General features: G+C 66.5%; 16 protein-coding genes. 3 read left to right on the top strand and 13 right to left on the bottom strand.

The genetic code is table 11. The features are described 5' to 3' along the window. Positions 1 to 37: 37 nt before the first annotated feature. From ASE66_RS18690 to ASE66_RS18700, 3 genes are read right to left on the bottom strand one after another with little or no spacing between them, the layout of a single operon-like run. Positions 38 to 592, bottom strand: a complete 555-nt coding sequence (locus ASE66_RS18690; RefSeq protein WP_057191234.1) for a tripartite tricarboxylate transporter TctB family protein — start codon at positions 590 to 592, stop codon at positions 38 to 40. Then, positions 589 to 1,557, bottom strand: coding sequence for a Bug family tripartite tricarboxylate transporter substrate binding protein (locus tag ASE66_RS18695; protein WP_057191235.1), 969 nt, complete (start codon positions 1,555 to 1,557; stop codon positions 589 to 591). Before ASE66_RS18695 ends, ASE66_RS18690 begins: the two co-directional genes overlap by 4 nt. A gap of 57 nt (positions 1,558 to 1,614) precedes the next feature. Beyond that, positions 1,615 to 2,307 carry an FCD domain-containing protein gene (locus ASE66_RS18700; RefSeq protein ID WP_244494983.1) on the bottom strand — a complete coding sequence of 231 codons (693 nt, stop codon included), beginning with the start codon at positions 2,305 to 2,307 and terminating at the stop codon, positions 1,615 to 1,617. A gap of 99 nt (positions 2,308 to 2,406) precedes the next feature. Between ASE66_RS18700 and ASE66_RS18705 the strand changes: the two genes are divergently transcribed. The 3 genes from ASE66_RS18705 (at position 2,407) to ASE66_RS18715 (ending at position 5,306) form a co-directional block, all read left to right on the top strand. Next, entirely contained in the window at positions 2,407 to 3,603 is a 1,197-nt protein-coding gene (locus ASE66_RS18705) for a CaiB/BaiF CoA transferase family protein (RefSeq protein ID WP_057191236.1), read from the top strand. 93 nt (positions 3,604 to 3,696) lie between these two features. Then, positions 3,697 to 4,482 carry an enoyl-CoA hydratase gene (locus ASE66_RS18710; protein ID WP_057191237.1) on the top strand — a complete coding sequence of 262 codons (786 nt, stop codon included), beginning with the start codon at positions 3,697 to 3,699 and terminating at the stop codon, positions 4,480 to 4,482. 14 nt (positions 4,483 to 4,496) lie between these two features. Next, complete coding sequence (locus tag ASE66_RS18715; RefSeq protein WP_057191238.1) at positions 4,497 to 5,306, top strand: enoyl-CoA hydratase; 810 nt, start codon at positions 4,497 to 4,499, stop codon at positions 5,304 to 5,306. Positions 5,307 to 5,393: 87 nt separating this feature from the next. On the opposite strand, the gene ASE66_RS18720 is transcribed toward ASE66_RS18715, so the two are convergent. From ASE66_RS18720 to ASE66_RS18765, 10 genes are all read right to left on the bottom strand, one after another. Continuing rightward, positions 5,394 to 8,528, bottom strand: a complete 3,135-nt coding sequence (locus tag ASE66_RS18720; RefSeq protein WP_057191239.1) for an efflux RND transporter permease subunit — start codon at positions 8,526 to 8,528, stop codon at positions 5,394 to 5,396. Between the two features lie 4 nt (positions 8,529 to 8,532). Next, positions 8,533 to 9,621 carry an efflux RND transporter periplasmic adaptor subunit gene (locus ASE66_RS18725; RefSeq protein ID WP_057191240.1) on the bottom strand — a complete coding sequence of 363 codons (1,089 nt, stop codon included), beginning with the start codon at positions 9,619 to 9,621 and terminating at the stop codon, positions 8,533 to 8,535. Positions 9,622 to 9,890: 269 nt separating this feature from the next. Then, positions 9,891 to 11,498: an FMN-binding glutamate synthase family protein gene (locus ASE66_RS18730; RefSeq protein WP_200964617.1), complete on the bottom strand. Its 1,608-nt coding sequence runs from the start codon at positions 11,496 to 11,498 to the stop codon at positions 9,891 to 9,893. A gap of 89 nt (positions 11,499 to 11,587) precedes the next feature. Continuing rightward, the gene (locus ASE66_RS18735) at positions 11,588 to 13,426 is read right to left on the bottom strand and encodes a GH39 family glycosyl hydrolase (protein ID WP_057191242.1); all 1,839 of its coding nucleotides are present in this window, start codon (positions 13,424 to 13,426) and stop codon (positions 11,588 to 11,590) included. 47 nt (positions 13,427 to 13,473) lie between these two features. After that, a complete protein-coding gene (locus ASE66_RS18740) occupies positions 13,474 to 14,307 on the bottom strand; it encodes a 5-deoxy-glucuronate isomerase (protein WP_057191243.1) in 834 nt (277 codons plus the stop codon). Continuing rightward, a complete protein-coding gene (locus ASE66_RS18745; RefSeq protein ID WP_057191244.1) occupies positions 14,300 to 15,364 on the bottom strand; it encodes an ABC transporter ATP-binding protein in 1,065 nt (354 codons plus the stop codon). Before ASE66_RS18745 ends, ASE66_RS18740 begins: the two co-directional genes overlap by 8 nt. Beyond that, complete coding sequence (locus tag ASE66_RS18750; protein ID WP_057191245.1) at positions 15,357 to 16,421, bottom strand: ABC transporter ATP-binding protein; 1,065 nt, start codon at positions 16,419 to 16,421, stop codon at positions 15,357 to 15,359. The genes ASE66_RS18745 and ASE66_RS18750 overlap by 8 nt, the downstream gene beginning before the upstream one ends. Next, positions 16,414 to 17,553: an ABC transporter permease gene (locus tag ASE66_RS18755; protein WP_057191246.1), complete on the bottom strand. Its 1,140-nt coding sequence runs from the start codon at positions 17,551 to 17,553 to the stop codon at positions 16,414 to 16,416. Before ASE66_RS18755 ends, ASE66_RS18750 begins: the two co-directional genes overlap by 8 nt. Positions 17,554 to 17,560: 7 nt before the next feature. After that, a complete protein-coding gene (locus tag ASE66_RS18760; protein ID WP_057191247.1) occupies positions 17,561 to 18,547 on the bottom strand; it encodes an ABC transporter permease in 987 nt (328 codons plus the stop codon). 78 nt (positions 18,548 to 18,625) lie between these two features. Beyond that, positions 18,626 to 20,539, bottom strand: coding sequence for an ABC transporter substrate-binding protein (locus ASE66_RS18765; RefSeq protein ID WP_057191248.1), 1,914 nt, complete (start codon positions 20,537 to 20,539; stop codon positions 18,626 to 18,628). Between the last annotated feature and the right edge of the window lie 40 nt (positions 20,540 to 20,579).

The following is a 20,579-nucleotide window of genomic DNA, read 5'->3' on the forward strand; positions in this document are numbered from 1 at the left end:
TTGCGCAACGCTCTGGCAGGCGCGATGCGCGGGCTGCTCAGCTCAGCCAGGTCTGGAGAAGTCCGCGGGGCAGGCCGATGCCGAAGCCGCGCACGAAGGCGAAATGGAGAGAGAGCGACATGCCGACGGCGATCGTCGCCAGCAGCGGCAACCGGCGCTCGCCCCAGAGACGCCCGATGCCGATGACGGATGCGACGACCGCACCGTGGATTCCGAACACGGCCATGGCCGCCATCACGCCACCGAGCGCGGCAGCCGTGGCGTAGATCATCGGATGCACTGCCTCGATCTCCGGCCGGCAGCGGTTGCTCGCGGTCAAGGCAAGCCAGCACGACAGCGCAATGATGACACCGAGCACAAGCCGCGGAAAAGTCTCCGGGCCCATGCCCGTGGAGATCGCCGCAGGCACATCGTCGAAGGCCAGGGTCACGCCCCAGACCGCGAGGCATAGCGCAATGATGACAAGACCGGTCACGATATCCGGGTGGACACGGCCAGGCGCGGGCCCGGCCGTGGTGGATGTCTCGTCGCCCCCCTCCGTCGTCGATGCCGCAAGCGTGGTTGTCGGCGACGGAAGCTGCCGGGTCGTCATTTCTTGATCCCAAGCGAGACCAGCGCGGCGTCGCCGGTTTTCAGGAATTCGTCGATCTCCGCCTGCCAGTCGGCGCGGCCAACGACGCTGCCCGCGGACTGGCCGGAACTCTTCAGGTAGTCCTGGTAGATCTTGCCCTGCATCGACTTGACCAGGCCTTCTTCCAGCACCTTGATCCGGTCTTCCGGCGTGCCTTTCAGGACGGCGAAGCCGCGCGTCGTCGAGTAGACTGCCGGGATGCCGATCTCGGCTGCCGTCGGGGTCTGCGGCAGCGAGTCCATCTTGTTCTTGGCGAAGACGATCAGCGCCCGGACCTCATTCGCCTTTATCTGCGATTCGGCCTCGGCATAGTTCAGCAGCGCGCCATCGAGATTGCCGCCGACGAGATTGACGACGATGTCGCCACCGCCACGGAAGGGCACGACGATCGGTTTCCACAGGCCGGCCTTCTCGGCGAAGCCGACGACGGCGATGTGGTCGACGCTGCCGATCTGGGTGGTGCCGAACTTCAAGGACTTGGTCTTGGCCGCGGCGATGAAGTCCTGCGCCGTCTTGTAGGGACTGTTGGCCCCGACCATCAGGACTTGCGGGTCCTCGGTGGCGCGGGCGATGCCGACGAGATCGCCGACCTTCACCGCCCCGCCCTTGCCTTGCAGCAGGGTCAGCAGATGGGTCTGCGTGATCAGCATGATGGTGTGGCCGTCCTTGGGACGGGAGACGGCATATCCGAACGACGCAGACCCGCTGCCGCCGGTCTTGTTGGCGACCACGAGTTCGGTCTTCAAGGCGGCGGGCGCCTGGACCATCATCATGCGGGCGGTGATGTCCGTGCCGCCGCCGACACCGGCATGGGTGACGACCTCGATCGGCTTGGACGGAAATGCCTCCTGGGCCCGGACTGCTCCCGCGGCCAGGACAGCGAGGCCGAAGCCCAGCGCGAGGCACGTCTTCTGGTGTGCTGGCATAATCGTTTCCTCCTCCATTGCTGGGCCGGCCCGTTCGGGCTCGTTCCCGTCTCGTATTCAGGTCTCTTTGCGCTCCTCAGTTTCCCGCCGCGCGAGCAGCCAGCGGCGCTTGCCGCCATGGGCGTGATCTTCGGCGAGCAGGCGAGCGCGATCGGCATCGCCGGCGGCCATGGCCTCGACGATCGCCTTGTGCTCGGCATTGGATTCGCGCATGCGCGGCGCCGCGCTGAGCGCGCTCTGACGTAGGAGATGGGTCTCCTTGATCAGCGCCTCATAGGTCTGCCTGGCGCGGCCATGGGCGGCAAAGTCCAGGATGGCATCGTGGAATGCGAGGTTGAGGCGGTAATAGTTCGCCCCCTCGTCCCGCGAGATGGCATCTTCCATCTCTGCGATCAGCCCCGACAGAACCGCGAGCTGCTCCGGCGTGATCAGTACCGCCAGTCTCTGGCAGACGAAGCCGAAGACGACGGCGCGCACGTCGTAGATTTCGTTGGCCTCGTCGTCCGGGATTTGGCGGACGAACACGCCGAGATTGACGACCGAGTTGAGCAGCCCGGAGCGGACAAGGCCCCGCGTCGCCTCGCGGATCGGACCGCGACTGACGCCGAGGCGGGCAGCCAGTGCCTGCTCGTTGATGCGCTCGCCGGCCTCGAGCTCGCCGCTCAGGATCATGCGCTCGATCTCGTCCTGGACGATATCGGTCAAGGTCTGTGTGCGGCGCTGGGCGATGGCTGACATCACGTCGTTCATGGCCTGATCGTTGACCCGCGAAACGCAACTGTCAACAGTCGACGAAACATTGTTGACAGTTTGCATGCTGCTCGGCAGGTTGCGGCGAAGGAGAAGGCCATGCCTTTCAAACCCGCTTCGCGAGCGCTGTCCCGCTTCACCGTGCTCGATCTCACCCGTGTCAGGTCCGGACCGACCGCCGTGCGCCAGCTCGCCGACTGGGGTGCGGACGTCATCAAGATCGAGACGCCGCCGGAGCTCGAGCCGGGCGAGGGGCCAGGCGGCCCGCGTCACGGTCCCGATTTCCAGAACCTGCATCGCAACAAGCGCAGCCTGACGCTCAATCTCAAATCGGAGGAGGGCAAGGCGATCCTGCGCAGGCTGGTCGAAAAGGCCGACGTGATCGTCGAAAACTATCGCCCCGACGTGAAGCATCGGCTTGGCATCGCCTATGAGCAACTGGCGGCGCTCAACCCGCGCCTCGTCTATGCCAGCATCTCGGGCTTTGGGCAGGACGGACCCTATGCGACGCGGCCCGGCTTCGACCAGATCGCGCAGGGGCTTGGCGGGCTGATGTCGATCACCGGCCTGCCCGGGCAGGGGCCGGTGCGCGTCGGCATTCCGGTGGCCGACCTGACGGCCGGGCTTTACTGCTCGCTCGGCATCATGGTGGCGCTCCTGGCGCGCGAGGAAACCGGCAAGGGCCAGTGGGTCCAGACCTCGCTGCTCCAGGCCCAGATTGCGATGCTCGATTTCCAGGCGGCGCGCTGGCTGATGGATGGCGACGTCCCCAAGCAGGCCGGCAACAACCACCCGACCAGCATCCCTACCGGCGTCTTCCAGACAGCCGACGGACACATCAACATCGCCGCGACCGGACAGGCGATCTGGGAGCGCTTCTGCCGCTCGGTCGAACGCGCCGACCTGATCACGCATCCGGACTACGTCACTGCGACGCTGCGCTCCCGCAACCGCGACGCGTTGGGTCAGGAGATCAACGCGATCCTGAAGACGCAGAATGGCAGCTACTGGATCGCGCGCTTCAGCGAGGTCGGCGTGCCCTGCGGCCCGATCAACAACATCGACGAGGTCTTTGCCGACCCGCAGGTCCAGCATGTGGGAATTGCGCAGAGCATCCATTCACCTGCGCTTGCTCGCGACATCACGCTTGTCGGCCAGCCGGTCCAGCTCAGCGACACGCCGAGCTCGATCCGCGTGCCGCCGCCGGAGCAGGGCGAGCAATCCGACGAAATTCTGGGTGAAGTCGGTTTCTCGCCTGCGGATATCGCCGCCTTCCGCGCCAATGGCACGATCTAGGCTCTTGTTTTGCCGCGTTTTCTTCACGCGAACCGGTGCCCACTTCGCTCGAAAACGCTCTAACCGAAGCGACCGCAGTCAGGATTTTTCCCAATGACCGACAAGATGATCGCCCGCAAGGCCGATGGTATCGGCTGGCTGGTCTTCAACAATCCCGACCGCCACAACGCCGTCTCGCTGGAGATGTGGGAGGCTGCGATCAGGATCATCGCCGATTTCCGGGCCGATCCGGAGGTGCGGGTCATTGTGGTGCGCGGGGCGGGCGAGAAGTCCTTCGTCTCCGGCGCAGACATCTCGAAATTCGACGACGAGCGCGCCCAGGAAGCGGCGGTCAAGCGCTATGAGGACGCGACGGAGGGCACCTACAGCGCACTGCGCGCCATCGAGAAGCCGACCATCGCGATGATCCAGGGCTATTGCATCGGCGGCGGCGCGAATCTGGCGGTCTGCTGCGATCTGCGCATCTGCAGCGAGACGGCGAAATTCGCCATTCCCGCCGCCAAGCTCGGCCTCGGCTACGGCTATGCCCGTATCCGGCGGCTGATGGAGGTGGTGCATCCCTCTTTCGCCAAGGAAATCTTCTTCACGGCCCGCCAATTCGATGCCGAGGAGGCGCGGACCATGGGGCTGGCCAACCGCATCGTCCCGCAGACCGAACTCGAAACCTATGTGACGGACTATGCCCGCACCATTGCCGGCAACGCGCCCCTCACGGTGACGGCGATCAAGCAGATCGTGAACGAGGCACTGAAGGACGAGGCGGACCGCGATCTCGCTCTCTGCGACAGGCTGGTGAAAGCCTGCTTCGACAGCGAGGACTATGCCGAAGGCCGGCGCGCCTTCGCCGAGAAGCGCAAGCCGAACTTCAAGGGACGCTGAGCGAGGGAACGACGATGTCCGACAGCGCCCAGGCGGAAGCCCAGCCGACGATCCTCTACGACCTTGCGGACGGCATCGCGACCGTCACCTTCAACCGCCCCGAGGCGCGCAACGCCTTCACCTTCGAGATGTATGAGCGGCTCGTCGAGATTTGCGAGACGGTGAACGCAGACACCTCGATCCGGGCGGTGATCCTCACCGGCGCCGGCGGGCGGGCCTTCGCCGCGGGCACCGACATCGCGCAGTTCCGCGCGTTCAGCACCCCGGAAGACGCACTTGGATACGAGGCACGCATCGACCGCGTGCTCGGTGCGCTGGAGACCTGCCGCGCGCCGACCATTGCGGCGATCGCTGGCGCTTGCACCGGTGGCGGAGCGGCGATCGCCGGCAGCTGCGACCTGCGCATCGCGGCGAGCAATTCCAGGTTCGGCTTCCCGATAGCCCGCACGCTCGGCAACTGCCTGTCGATGTCCAATTATGCCCGATTCGCCGAGCTGCTCGGGACCGCTCGGCTGAAGGAACTGATTTTCACGGCGCGGCTGTTCGAGGCACAGGAGGCGCTCGCGATCGGGCTCGTCAGCGAGGTGGTGGCCGAGCCTGCCGACGTCATGCCCCGCGCGCAGGAACTGGCGCGCCTCGTCGCCGGGCATGCGCCGCTGACGCTGCAGGCAACGAAACAGGCGCTACGCCGCCTCAGACCTGCGATCCCGCGTGACGAGGGCGATCGCCTGATCCTGATGTGCTACATGAGCGACGATTTCAGAGAAGGCATGAATGCGTTCCTCGAGAAGCGGGCGCCGTCATTCTCTGGAAAGCACCCTTAGCGCGATCCCAACAAGAACTCCGGCAAGACGCATCGAGAGCGGCAATGGGGGATTTGCGGACGCGGCGATCGCGTCCGCAGTCCGCTTCTAGACCTGTTCCTCCTTGGGCCGCGTCGATGGCCGCAGGCGCTCGCGCAGGCCCTGGAAGACGACGTAGAGCGCCGGGATCACGAAGATGCCGAGGAAGGACGCGAACAGCATGCCGCCGAAGACCGGCGTGCCGACATTGCGCCTGGCGAGCATCGAGGGGCCCTCCGCGATCACCAGCGGCAACAGGCCGAGGATGAAGGCGAAGGATGTCATCATCACCGGGCGGAAGCGGAGACGTGCGCCTTCGGTGGCCGCGTGCAGGAGGGGGTGGCCCTTCTCGCGCAGTTCCTTGGCGAACTCGACGATCAGGATGCCGTTCTTGGCGGCGAGGCCGATCAGCACGACGATGCCGATCTGGGCATAGAGATCGAGCGTCAGCTTGGCGATGACGATCGCGACGAAGGCACCGAGCACGGCGACCGCCACCGAGAGCAGCACCGGCACGGGAATGGTCCAGCTCTCATAGAGCGCAACCAGGAAGAGATAGGCGAAGAGCAGCGCGAAGGCGAGGATCATGCCCGTCTGACCCTCGGCCCGCTTCTCCTGGAAGGAGACGTCGGTCCAGGCGCCGCGATAGCCGGTCGAGAGCGTCTTGGCCGCGACCGCCTCCATCGCCTGCAGGGCCTGGCCGGAGGAGACGCCCGGGGCGGGCGAGCCCTGCAGCGTCACCGCCAGGCGGTTGTTGTAGCGGATCAGCGCCTGCGGGCCGACCATGACCTTGGCCTCGACGAAGGAGCGCAGTGGGATCATGTCGCCGGCGCGGCTGCGGACATTGATGCGGTAGATGTCGTCGACCGAGGCGCGGTCGGCGCCGTCGGCCTGGACCTGGACCTGCCAGGTGCGGCCGAACAGATTCATGTCGTTGACGTAGTAGCCGCCGAGTGAGGCCTGCAGCGCCTGGAAGACGTCGCTCAGCGCCACGCCGAGAATCTGGACCTTGTCGCGGTCGATGTCGAGATAGATCGACGGCGCCGAATCCGAGAAGGTCGAGAATACCCGCCGCAGTTGCGGTTCCTGGTTGGCGGCCACCGTCAGGCCGCGCAGCGCCTGGCCGAGCGCCTTGGGATCGGCGGAGCCCATGTCCATCAGCACATAGCTGAAGCCGCCGCCGTTGCCGAGGCCGATGATCGGCGGGGGCGCGATCGGGACGACGTTGCCGGCGCGTATGGCGCGGAATTTCTGGGCGAGGCGGGCGATGACCGCCGAAGCCGAGTCCTCCCGGCTGGTGCGTTCAGAGAAGGGCTTCAGCGTCACCACGAAGAAGCCGGCATTGGGCTGCGAATAGTTGTCGATGAAGTTGAGGCCGATGACCGTGGAATAGTCCGCGATCGCCGGCTCCGTCTTCAGGATGCCTTCGACCTCGGCGGCGAGCGCCGATGTCCGGGCGACCGAGGCGCCGTCGGGCAATTGGGCGACGACGAAGAAGGCGCCCTGGTCGTCTTCCGGCAGGAAGCCGGTGGGCGTGATCCGGCCCATGGCGTAGATGCCGGCGCCGAAGGCCGCGGTCAGAGCAAGGCTGACGAGGGCGACGCGCACGAGCCGCGCAACGGCTGAACCATAGCGGTCACGCGTCCAGTCGATGCCGCGCATGACGTAGCCGATCGGCCCGCGCCGCGGCCCGTGATGCGGCTTGAGCAGGATGGCGCAGAGGGCCGGCGACAGGGTCAGCGCGTTGATCGCCGAGAGCACCATCGCGACCGCGACGGTGACGGCGAACTGGCGGAAGAGCTCGCCGGAAATGCCGGGAATGAAGGCGACAGGCACGAAGACCGAGAGCAGCACCAGGGTGATCGCGATGATCGGGGCGACGATTTCGCCCATGGCGCGCTTGGTCGCCTCGGCCGGCGTCAGCTCGGGATGCTCCTCCATCACGCGCTCGACGTTCTCGATCACGACGATCGCGTCGTCGACGACGATGCCGATGGCGAGGACCACGGCGAGCAGCGAGACGGTGTTGGCGGAGTAGCCGATGGCGTTGAGCACGATGAAGGCGCCGACCAGGCTGACCGGCACGGCGATGGTCGGGATCAGCGTCGCCCTGAGATTGCCGAGGAACAGGTAGACGACGAGCACGACGAGGACGAAGGCCTCGATCAGCGTCTTCTGGACTTCGTGGATGGTGGCGGTGACGAATGCGGTCGGGTCGTAGGTGACCTTCCAGGCGAGGCCTTCAGGGAAGGACTTCTCGAGGTCGCTGATCGTCGTCTTGACGGCTTCGAGCGCGGTGAGGGCATTGGCGCCGGGCGCCTGGTAGACGCCGATCAGCACGGCCGGGCCGCCGTTCAGACGGGTGTCGCGGTCGAGATTGGCCGCGCCGAGCTCGAGGCGCGCCACGTCCGAGAGCCGCAGGATCGAGCCGTCGGCATTGGTGCGCAACACGATCTTGCCGAACTCCTCCGGCGAGGTCAGGCGGCCCTTGGTCTGGATGTTGAGCTGCAGCTGCTGGTCGTCGGAGATCGGCCGGGCACCGATGCGGCCGACAGCGGCCTGCGCGTTCTGGCCCTGGATGGCGGCGATGACGTCGCCGGTGGTGAGGTTCAGGCCGGTCAGGGCGTCGGTGCGGACCCAGGCGCGGATGGCGTAGTCCTGCGCGCCGAACAGCGAGGCGTCGCCGACGCCGGCCGTGGACTTGATCGCGTCGAGCAGATTGATCGTGACGTAGTTCGAGACGAAGAGCGTGTCGTAATTGCCCTTCGGCGCGTAGACGGCGATGACGCCGAGCAGCGCCGAGGACTGCTTCTTGACGACGACGCCGCTGCGCTGAACCTCCTGCGGCAGCTTCGATAGAGCGAGCTGGACGCGGTTGTTGACGTTGACGTTGTTGATGTCGGGGTCGGTGCCGAGCTCGAACGAGACCTGCAGCGAATAGCTGCCGTCATTGCCGCTGACGCTCTTCATGTAGAGCATCTTGTCGGTGCCGACGATCTGGGCCTCGATCGGCTGGGCGACGGTCTGCTCGACCACGGCAGCCGAGGCGCCGGGATAGGAGGCGCGCACCGAGATCTGCGGCGGCACGATGTCGGGATATTGCGCGACAGGAATCGCAAACAGCGAGATCAGGCCGGCGATCGTGGTGACGAGCGCGATGACGATCGCCAGCCGGGGCCGGTCGACGAAGACGGAGCTCAGCATGAGATCAGCTCCGGCCGGTCGTCAGGGTCACAGGCGAGGCGAGCACGGGCACGCCCGGCCGGAGGTTCTGCAGGCCCTGGATGATGATCTGTTCGTTGCCGACGAGCCCTTGCTCGATGACGACATAGGAGCCGGCTTGGGCTCCGACCTTGACGCGCTTGGCGACAGCCTTGCCGTCCTCGACCGCGAAAACATAGCCGCCCTGCTGGTCGGCGATCAGCGCCGATTGCGGCACCAGCACCTTCTCTTCGCTCTTGTCGGCCTGGACGGCGACACGCACCAGCGTGCCGTCGAGAAGCTTGCCCGTCGGGTTGGGCAGGGTGGCGCGCACCAGCACGGTGTCGGTGGAGCGCTCCACGGATACGTCGACGAAATCGACGCGGCCCTTCTGGTCATAGGTCGAGCCGTCGGAGAATTTGAGGGAGACCAGCGGGGCGGAGCCGTAGGCCGGCAGCCGGTTCGTCTTCAGTGCCAGGAATTCGCGCTGGCTGACCGGGAAGGTGACGTACATCGGGTCGTCGCTGACGATCTGGGCCAGCACGCCGCTATCGGGCCCGACGACATTGCCCTTGGTCACCTTGGTGCGGCCAATCCGCCCGGCGATCGGCGCCTTGATCTCGGTGTAGCCGAGATTGATCTGGGCGGTCTTCAGGTTGGCCTCGGCGGTGGTCTGGTCGCCCAGCGCGCCCTTTTCCTCGGCGACGCGCTGGTCGCGGACGGCGACCGAGCCGGCATTGGTGCGCAGCAGGTCCTCGGCGCGCTGGCGCTGCACGGTGGCGTTCTGCAAGGTGCCCTGGGCACGCTCCAGCGCGCCCTGCGCTTGCTCGACCGCCGCTTCGAACGGCGCGCGCTCGATCCGGAAGAGCGGTGCGCCTTCGGTGACGGCCGATCCGTCCTTGAACAGCACGTCCTCGAGATAGCCGGTGACGCGGGCGCGGATGTCGACGCGGTTGACCGCCTCGATGCGGCCGACGAAGTCGGCGGTCTGCGTGATCGCGCGCTTCTCGGCCATCACGGTGCCGACCGGGACGGCGGTGGGGGCTGGCTGCTGGGCGAGGGCGCTCGTGCCGAGGCCGAATACAAAACACGCCATGAGCGTTGCAGGGGAGAGGCGCGAGGCCGCAGAGATCCGTTTTACCTGCGCTATCCGAGAACGCTCAGACATTCCGATATCCCTTGCCGTTTCGCCCCGCCAATCGACCGGCGCAGAGCGAGCTATCCAATTCAGCGTTGATACTCGGCATTTTCTTGAGGGAATGCTACGGTCTTGTTACCCGCGCCATGCCGGCTTCGCATAGGGCGCAGTTTTCTCCGGGTTGCAAGCCGCGCAGCAATGTTTCTTTCGGCGCCGCGCGGATGTGTTCACGACATCCTGTCGAAGCTGTCCGCGCGGGCGAGGTCCCAGTTGCGGCGATAGAACGCATGCTCGCAGAGCCCGGTCAGCAATTCGCCGGGCTGCAGGAAGACGTGGAGATCGGAGAACAGGCGAATCTCGGTGGCGCTGACACGGCGCACGAGATGGTGCGGGCCGAGTTCCTCAGGATGGGTCAGGCCGGCCGCCGCCAGCATGTCGGCCAGCGCGTGCAGCGTGTTGGCGTGGAAGCGATGGACGCGCTGGGCCTTGTCCGGCACGACCAGCGCGCGCTGGCGGACGGCGTCCTGGGTGGCGACGCCGGTCGGGCAGCGATTGGTGTTGCAGGACAGGGACTGGACGCAGCCCAGCGCGAACATGAAGCCACGTGCCGCATTGGCCCAGTCAGCGCCGATCGCGAGGACGCTGGCGATGTCGAAGGCGCTGACAATGCGCCCGGCGACACCGATCTTGATCTTGTCGCGCAATCCTGCGCCGACCAGCACATTGTGGACGAAGAGCAGGCCCTCGCGCATCGGCAAGCCGATATGGTCGCTGAACTCGACCGGGGCTGCGCCGGTGCCACCCTCGGCGCCGTCGACGACGATGAAATCGGGCACGACGCCGCTTTCCAGCATCGCCTTGACCATGCCCATGAACTCCCAGGGATGGCCGAGGCAGAGCTTGAAGCCGACCGGCTTGCCGCCCGAAAGCTCGCGCAATTGCGCGATGAAGGCCATCATCTCGAGCGGTGTCGAGAAGGCGCTGTGGCTCGGTGGCGAGATGCAGTCCTGCCCGACCGGCACGCCGCGCGTCGCGGCGATCTCGGGCGTGACCTTCGGCGCCGGCAGGATGCCGCCATGGCCGGGCTTGGCGCCCTGGCTCAGCTTGATCTCGATCATCTTGACCTGCGGATCGACTGCCTGCCGGGCGAAGCGCTCGGGATCGAAGCGGCCGTGCTCGTCACGGCAGCCGAAATAGCCGCTGGCGACCTCCCAGACGATGTCGCCGCCGCCCTCGCGATGATAGGGGCTGATGCTGCCCTCGCCGGTGTCGTGGCTGAAGCGGCCGAGGCGGGCGCCGGTGTTGAGCGCCCGGATCGCATTGGCCGAGAGCGAGCCGAAGCTCATCGCCGAGATGTTGAAGACCGAGGCGGAGTAGGGCTGCCGGCACTGGTCGTTGCCGATGGTGATGCGGAAATTCTCGGGATCGGAGACCGGCGCCGGCCTGGTCGAATGGCCGATGAACTCGTAGCCGTCGCGATAGACGTCGAGCAGCGTGCCGAAGGGATGGTCGCCGGCGAGGTTCTTGGCGCGGCGATAGACCAGCGAGCGCTGCGAGCGGGAGAACGGCGCCGCCTCCTCGTCCGCCTCGAACAGGTACTGGCGCAATTCGGGGCGGACCAGCTCGGCGAACCAGCGGATATGGCCGATCACCGGGTAGTTGCGCCGGATGGCGTGCTCGGTCTGGGCGAGGTCCCGGAAGCCGAGCAGTGCCAGCATCGCGGCGAGGAGGCCGGGCAGCCAGAGCCAGGGATGACTGAAGGCCAGCGGGACCGCGACGAGTGCAACCAGAATGCAGAAGACGAGGGTGGTGAAGCGGCTCAGTCGCAACGTCATGTTCAAGGCCTGTCCAAACGAGGAAGCTATCTCCCTGTAGCTTTGAGCCAGTGTAAAGACGCTTGCGCCGGCGGCCAGCCCCCCGCCTCTCAATCGGCGCGCACGCTGCCGCTCTCGGCGCTGACGCGGCCGAACAGGTCGCGGGCGCGGATGCGGTAGAAACCCGCTGCAGTGCCGGCATCCAGATAGACGCTGGACAGCAGGCCGACCGGATTGACCACCTGCCAGGGGCCGCTCTCCCCGGTACTCCAGAGCACATCGAAGAGCTGGATGCCGTCATAGGGTGCCGGCGCCCAGAACAGCACGCGGTTTTCGCCATTGAGGCCGCCAAACCCGCCGATCCTGGGGGCGGAGGGTGCGGCGGGCGCGGCATCGTCGCGCCGGACCAGCGCAACCAGCGCGACAGAGGGCAACGGCATGTCCACCTTCAGCTCGTATTGCGCCTGGGCGCCACCGATCTGGAGATGCTCGACCGTCAGGGCCGGCTCCTGCGCCAGACGCATCGCCGAGAGCTCGGCTGCGTTCGGCAAGTCGGGCGCGCCAAGGTCTTCCCACACCGTGAAGGGATCGCCCTTGCCATGGGCGATGCGGAAGGTGGCGAGCGCATAGGCGCCGGGCTGCAGTCCGGAAAAGTCGAGCTCGACCGCGCTCTCGCCCGACTGCCAGATGCGATCGACGCTGTTGTAGAGAAGGACGCTGGCGCCCGAAGGCTGCTCGGCGCCTCCAAGCGCGGTCGCGATCGCGCCGAGACCGTTCCGGTCGGGATCGAGTCCCTGGCCATCCAGGTTGAAACGGCGCTCGCTCAGCAGGCCGAGCAGTTCCATGACGCTGAGGGCCGGCTTCTTGACGAGGTCGAACGGCTCGGGCTCGGCGCGGCGCGCGTCGAGCGCGGCGATGTCGGTCTTGTGCTCGGCCTGGGCGGCGCGAACCGGGCGCTTGCCGAAATAGGTCAGATGCGTGCGGTGGCCCCAATGGCCGACGAAGCCGTTATCGTTGCTGAGGACCTCGTAGTCGACGCCCTCGCCATCGATCATCAGGCGCTGGTGCTGGTCGACGATCTTGGCGGCGAGCCCGGCGAAATAGGGCATGCCATGCCAGGTATGGTAGAGTTGCCAGCCGATCTGCGGGTCGCATTCGTCGTTGACGAAGGGCAGGCTGGCAAAGCGCGGATGGTGCTCGCGGATATAGTCGACCGCCATCATCTCGTGCCGGATGATGGACAGGCTGTTCGGCGTCAGGTCCTCGGCATGCTTCTTCGCGCCTTTCTCGTGCACCGAGATGAAATCCAGCCGCACGCCGGTCTCGCCGGTGAACAGGTTGGTGCCGGTATCGCAATGGGCGAGGAAGCTCTTGAATATTGGCGGGATGCGCCGGGCGACGCCGGGACCGCCGAGCTTGAGCTGGGGATCGACCGCCTTCAGCGCCTCCGAGCAGGCGTCGTAATAATTGTTGAAGCCGGTCTCGCCGCCGAGCCTCCACCAGATGTCGGGCTCGTTCCAGGTTTCGAAGTACCAGGTCCGCAACTCGTCGGCGCCGTAGCGCGAGCGGTAGCGCTGCGCCATCTCGCTCATGAAGTCGCGCCAGTGATGCGCCTGCGCGAGCTCGTTGAAGTCGCTGTAGATGTAGGAGGGATTGCCCATCAGCTCGAAGAAGGGGCGGATGCGGTGCTCCAGCATCACGTCGATCGCCGCATCGAGCCGCGACCAGTCGTACTTGCCGAAGGCGGAGGCGGTGACGAGGTCGAGCATGTAGTGCACGCGCATGTATTCGATGCCGCGATTGGGCACGCCGCCGACATAGGCGAGCGTCTGCCGCATCTCCGGCTCCAGCAGGAGTTCGGCCGGCGAGAAGCCGGTGCTGCGCCAGAAGCGCCGGAAGGGCATGGTCGGAGCGGAGAGATCGATCTGGATACGGGTCTTGTCGGACATGATGGATCCTTCGCTGAAGGCAGAAACAATGCCGGCTAAGTTTTTGGCTATTTGAACTTGTCGCGCATCGACTGGATGCCGGGGATCGCCGCCATCAGATGGGCGTGGCGTTCGTCGAAATGCTGGACCAGACCGCGCCGCGTCTTCCCGACCAGAATGGTGAAGATGTAGCAGCGATGGCCGGGCGAGGTGACGGTCGGATGGTAGCCGGCGTCGACCAGAACGGTGTCGCCATCCTCGACCATGAAGCATTCGGACTTGCCGTCGGCATAGACGATCTGCGCGCCGAAGCCGCTGCCGGGCTGGTAGCGGTAATGGTAGAGTTCGTCATGGGCGGTCTCGCCGGCGCGATCGGTATCGTGCTTGTGCGGGGGATAGCCGGACCAGCAGCCGGGATCGGCATAGAGCTCGCTGACCAGGAGGTTGCCGGCGCGGCCCTGGCCGTTCTGGCCGAGGATATGGAAGATGCGGCGGCGGCTATGGCTGTCGGGCGAGCCGACATCGACCATCGCGACCTCCTCCGGCGCGATCCGGAAGGGCTTCAGTCCCGTCTCGTCACAGAGCCCGCCGGCGACGGCGATCTCGACGGGACCGGTCGCATTCTCCAGCCGGACCGTGCTGCCCGGTGGGGCATAAACCGAATCCGCCTCGCCCGACCAGATGTCGGCCCGCTTGCCGACCGCGACGAAGCGCTCGCCATCGACGATGATGTCTATGGTGCCGGAGAGCACGACATGGACGCTCTCATGCCCTGGCAGGGCCTGCTCCAGGCTGTCGCCGGGTTGCAGCCGCAGCAGGTTGAAATGGACATGCGGCAGGCCGGGGTCGTCGCTGACGATGGCGCGGTTGGCGTTGTCGCGTGCGCGGATGTGCTTAGGCATTGGCGGGGAGTCCGGTCTGGATGGTGTCGACGCCCTTGAGATCGAGCATCTCGGCGTGGTGGCAGGCGACGCTGCGGCCGCCGAGATCGCGCAAGGGTGGCGGCGTGGTGCGGCAGGCTTCGCTGGCGAAGCGGCAGCGCGGATGGAAGGCGCAGCCGGCGGGGCGGTTGGCGGGATCGGCGACCTCGCCCGGCAGGCGGATGCGGCGGTTCTGCCGGCGCTGGGTCGGGTCCGGGATCGGCAGGGCCGAGAGCAGCGCCTCGGTGTAGGGGTGCAGCGGCCGGGTGAAGAGCGCCTCGGAGGTCGCGATCTCGACAACCTGGCCGACATACATCACGACGACGCGGTCGCAGATGTACTCGATCACGCTGAGATCGTGGCTGACGAAGAGATAGGTCAGCCCGAACTCCTCCTGCAGGTCGCGCAGCAGGTTGAGCGTCTGCGCCCTGACGCTGACGTCGAGCGCCGAGACGGCCTCGTCGAGCACGACGAGGCGCGGATGGGTCGCGAGCGCGCGGGCGATGCCGATGCGCTGGCGCTCGCCGCCGGAAAAGGCGTGCGGATAGCGCCGGGCATATTCCGGCCTGAGGCCGACCTTGGCGAGGAGCTCGCGAACCTTGGCGTCGATCTCTGATGGCGGAACCAGCTTGTTGACCTTCAGGACTTCGCCGACGATGTCGCGGACCTGCAGGCGCGGATTGAGCGAGGATTGCGGGTCCTGGAAGACGATGCGCAGATCGGTGCAGTAGGCGAGCCGCTGGTCCTCCGAGAGCCTGTCGAGATCGACGCTGCCGCCATCCTTGCGGCGATAGCGCATCGTGCCGGCGGTCGGCTGGTGGATGCCGAGCAGGAGGCGCGTCACCGTCGACTTGCCGCAGCCGGATTCGCCGACGAGCCCGAGCGTCTCGCCCTGCCTGATCTCGAAGGAGACGTCCTCGACGGCGCGCACCGGATTGGCGGCCTTGCGCTGGAAGAGGCTGCGTCGCGGCGGGAACAGCTTGGTCAGCCCGCGCACGTCGAGCAGCACGTCGGGAGCGAGTCCTGCAGGATCAGCCATGGGAGGCGCCTCCGATCGCGGCTGGCTCGCGCGCCAGGACGCAGCGCACATCGCGGCGCGGGCCGATCGTAACCGTGCCGGGATCGACGCTGTTGCAGATGCCCTTTAGGGCGGCGTCGCAGCGCGGATGGAAGTCGCAGCCCTTCGGCCGGTCGAAGGGCGAGGGCACCATGCCGCGGATGGCGGCGAGCCGCGTGCCGCGTCCGGCGCCGAGCCGCGGCACGGATTTCAGGAGAGCGCGGGTATAGGGATGGCGCGGATCGGCGAAGATCTGCTCGACCGTGCCGCGCTCGACGATCTTGCCGAGATACATCACCGCGACGTCGTCGGCGATCTCGGCGACGACGCCGAGATCATGGGTGATGAACAGGATCGAGAGGCCGTCCTCGCGCTGAAGTTCCTGCAGGAGGTCGATGATGTTGGCCTGGGTGGTGACGTCGAGCGCCGTTGTCGGCTCGTCGGCGATGAGCAGGCGCGGCCGGCAGGACAAAGCGAGCGCGATGCAGACGCGCTGGCGCATGCCGCCGGAGAATTCGAACGGGTAATTGCCCAGCCGCTCCGCCGGCCGGGGGATGCCGACCCGGCCGAGCATCTCGACGGCGCGGGCCTGTGCCGCCTTCTTCGACAGGCCAAGATGCCGGCGGATCACCGGGACGAGCTGCTGGCCGATGGTGTGGACCGGCGAGAGCGCCGCCATCGGCTCCTGCGAGATCAGCGAGATCTCCTTGCCGCGCAGGCTACGGATCTGGCGGCCGCGCGGGTCGAGTTTGGTGACGTCGACCGCCTCGCCGTCGCGGCCGGAATAGAGGATGCTGCCGGCGGCGATGCGCCCGCTCGGCGGCAGCAGGTTCATCAGCGCCCGGCCGGTGACGCTCTTGCCCGAGCCGGATTCGCCGACGATGCAGAGCGTGCGCCCGCGCGGCACGTCGAAGGTGACGCCGTCGACGGCGCGGACCAGCCCGTCATCGGTGCCGATCTGGACCTTGAGGTCGGCGACGGCGACGAGCGGCGAGGGGGCCACCGCTGCTGTCCCGTGTGCGGGCATGGGCTCAGGCATAGGGATCGGCCGCATCGCGAATTCCGTCGCCGAGGAAGTTGAGGGCGAGCACGGCGACGACCACCGCCGCACCGGGGGCGAGCAGCCAGGGCGCCGTGGTCAGTGCCAGGATGCTCTGGGCGTCCTTGAGCAGCACGCCCCAGCTCACCACCGGCTCCTTCAGGCCGATGCCGAGGAAGGAGAGGGCGGTCTCGGCCAGGATCATGCTCGGGATCGCAAGGGTGACCGAGGCGACGATATGGCTGGTGAAGGAGGGCACCATGTGCCGCCAGATGACGCGCTGGCGCGAGCAGCCGTCGAGCCGCGCCGCGAGCACGAAATCCTCGGTCCTGAGCGAGAGGAAGCGGCCGCGCACGACGCGCGCCAGGTCGGTCCAGCCGATCAGCGAGAGGATGATAATGATCCAGAGGTAGACCAGCAGTGGGTCGAGGTTAGCCGGCACCGCGGCGGCGAGGCCCATCCAGAGCGGGATCGTCGGGATCGATTTCAGGAAGTCGATGCAGCGCTGCACGACCTCGTCGATCCAGCCGCCATAATAGCCGGAGATGCCACCGAGCAGCAGGCCGAGGAACAGGCTGATCGCGACGCCGACCAGGCCGATCGACATCGAGATGCGGGCGCCGTGGATGGTGCGCGAGAGCACGTCGCGGCCGAGCCGGTCGGCGCCCCAGAGATACATCGGCTGGGACGGATCGCCCGGGCCGATCAGGTGCCGGTCCCAGGGGATCAGCCCGAGCAGCTTGTAGGGCTCGCCTTTGGCGAAGAAGACGACCGGGTGGACCGATTTCTCGTCGACGACGAAGGTCCGCTTCAGCGCCACCGGATCGAAGCTCATCCGGTGGCCGTTGACGTACATGAAATGCGTCTCACCGGCGGCATCCGTGCCGAAGAACTTCAGTGTCTGCGGCGGGCCATAGGTGAAGCGGGCATTGTAGCTGTCGGGCGAGAACGGCGCGACGAACTCGGCGAGCAACGCGACGAGATAGATGCCGAGCACGACGAAGAGGCTGGCATAGGCCAATTTGTGCCGGCGGAAGCGGCGGAAGATCAGAGTCCACTGGCTGGCTTCCGCAAACCGGCGCGCCGCCGGGGCGACGGTTTCGGGAACTGTGGGGGCGGTGACGTCGCTCATCCCAGCCTCAGGCGTAGCGCACGCGCGGATCGAGCCACGCGAGCAGGAGGTCGGAGATCAGCGTGCCGATCACGGTGAGCACGCTCAGCATCAGGATGAAGCTGCCGGCAAGGTACATGTCCTGCGCCAGCAGGGCCGAGAGCAGCAGCGGGCCGGCGGTCGGCAGGCTCATCACCACCGAGGTGACGATCGCGCCGGAGACGAGGTTCGGCAGCACCCAGCCGATGGTCGAGATGAACGGGTTGAGGGCGACCCGGACCGGGTATTTGAACAGCAGCTCCGCCTCGCCGAGCCCGTTGGCGCGGGCGGTCTGGACATAGGGCTTGTAGAGTTCGTCGATCAGGTTGGCGCGCATGACGCGGATCAGCGCTGCAGTGCCGTGCGTCGACAGCACGAAGACCGGCAGCCACAAGTGCATGGCGAGGTCGCCGATCTTGGCAAGGCTCCAGGGCGCGTTGACGTACGCAGGCGAGAACAGGCCGCTGACGCTCATGCCGAAATAGCGCGAGAACACGTACATCAGCGCCAGGGCCAGCAGGAAACTCGGTATGGCGAGGCCGAGGAAGCCGAGGAAGGTCACGACATAGTCGAGCCAGGAATAGCGCCGGACCGCGCTGTAGATGCCGATCGGCAGGGCGACGAGCCAGGTGACGACGAGGGTGATGCCGGAGAGCAGGACGGTGAGGCCGAAGCGGTCCCACATCAATTCGGAGACCGGCTTGTTCCACTCGAAGGACTCGCCGAAATCGCCGCGGAAGAGGATACCGGAAATCCAGAGCCAGTACTGCACGTACCAGGGTTGATCGAGCCCGTAGCGCAGCTTCAGCGCGGTCAGCGAGTCAGTGTCGAGCGAGCCGCCCTGCTCGGCGAACTTGGCGCTGAACGAGGTCAGGAAGTCGCCCGGCGGCAATTGGATCACCAGGAAGGCGACGACCGACACCGCCGCCAGCGTTCCCAGCGTATAGACGAGCCGTCTCAGCATGTAGCGGAGCATCACAGGCCTCCGATGCGGTTCGGGCGGGGCGGAGAGCCCGGAGCCGGCGGCTGCGGGCTCCAGTCTCGATGGCCGGGGCTATTCGTAGAAATACTGCTCCGGATTGGTCGGGCCGGGCGTCATGTAGAAGAACGTGTCCGGCATCAGCTCGGGCACATTGCGCATGTTGTTCTTCACGACGCCGTAATTGTCGGCGTCCATGTTGGTGCCGATCACGTAGAACTGCTCGCGGGTGATCGCGAGGATCTTCTTCATCACCTCGAACTGGCCGGCGGTGCCGGGCGTCTTCTGCATTTCGACATAGAGCGCCTGCTGGCGCTTGGCCGGCTCGGGCGGCTCCTCGGCATTGGGATCGTTCGGGTTCTGGAAATAGATGCCCCAGGCCGAGGCGAAGGCCGCCTGGTTCTCGTAAGGAAAGTACCATTTCGGGTCGAGGACGCCGAGGAAGTCGTAGCCGCCGCCGCCGATCCAGACCATGGCGTCGTGCTCATTGGCGAGCATGCGGGCGAAGGCGAAGGATTCCTCGATCGTCTTGACCTGCATCTCGATGCCGACCGCGGCCCAGTACTTCTTGATCAGTTCGAGCGCGTCGATCTGGTAGCGGCGCGAGGTTGCGGCGTCGACGGCGAAGGAGATGCGCTTGCCGTCCGGGCCGAGCCGGAATTTCTGCCCGTCTCGCTTGGAAAAGCCGGCCTTGTCGAGCAGCTCGTTGGCGCCCTTCGGGTCGAACTTGGTGTACTGCGTCGCCATCTCGGCGTCGTAGAGCGCTGTGCCCGGACGCGGCGCCGCCTGATAAGGCTGCGACTGGCCGGCATAGATCAGCTCGTTGAGCTCCTCGCGGTTGATGGCGAGCGAGAGCGCGACGCGGAAATCCCGATTGCGGAAGACTTCGCGCAGCACCGGGTTCTTGCTGGTCTGATTGAGCGAGATGCACATCGCATTCGACCAGGCCGGCTGCGCCTTGAACAGGCGATAGCCGCTGCGCTCGCGGTTCTGGGCCAGCACGATCCGCGTCTCCAGGCCATTGAGGCGCTGGTTCTGCATGTCGAGCTCGCCATTGATCGCCTTGAGCACGATCGCCTGCTGGTCGCCCATGATGTCGAAGGTGACACGGTCGATATAGGGCAGCTGGCGCCCCTCCGGATCGACCTTGAAGTAGTATGGATTGCGCTCGAGCACGACCTGGGTGGTGCCGCCATAGGGCACGGTCATCTGCCAGGGGTCGAGCACCGGCCGGCCGGTGGCGCGCCAGCGGCCGGGGAAACTGGTCTTGTTCAGGAACAGGGCCGACCAGTTCGCCGCCTTGGCCTCAGCGACCAGCTTGTCGATGCCGCCTGGATTGTACTTCTTGTGGAACTGCTTGAGATAATGCGCCGGCGCCGCGGCCAGGATGTCCGAACCGAAGGTCGTCGCCATGTTCTCCAGCAACATGCCGTTTGGCCCGGTGAAGCGGAACTTCACGGTGACGTCGTCGATCTTCTCGACGACGACGGGGTCGTTGCCGCTGCGCAGCCAGCGCGGAACCGACGGCGTCAGCTCCTTGTTCATCAGCACGTCCTGGTACCAGAACACCAGGTCGTCGGCGGTGAACGGCGCGCCGTCGGACCAGCGCGTGCCCTTGCGCAGATGGAAGACGTATTCGGTGCCGTCAGGCTTGACGTCGACCTTCTCGGCGACATCGGGCTCGACTGCGGTCCAGGCCCGGTTCCAGCGGACGAGGCGGGTGTAGCCGACCGAGCGCTCGATCAGCGAGTCGCTGCCGCCCATCAACGCCTGGCGCCAGGTGCCGCCATACTTCCCGGCCTTCTCGACGGGGCTGAGCACCAGCGGCGCCTCGGGCAGGCGCTGCGCGACCGGCGGCAGCTTGCCGCCCTTGACCAGTTCGGAGAGCCCGGGCGCTTCCTTGTACTCGGCGGCATGTGCCGTGCCCGAAAAGGTAAGAAGCAGGGACAGAGCAGCGCCACGCAGGGCGCGCCCATGGAAAGCTGCCATCGTTTCCTCCGCTGCGCCTTCTGCTCGTGGCGGGCGCTAT

This window comes from Allobosea sp. Root483D1 (genome assembly GCF_001429505.1).
GTDB lineage: Bacteria > Pseudomonadota > Alphaproteobacteria > Rhizobiales > Beijerinckiaceae > Allobosea.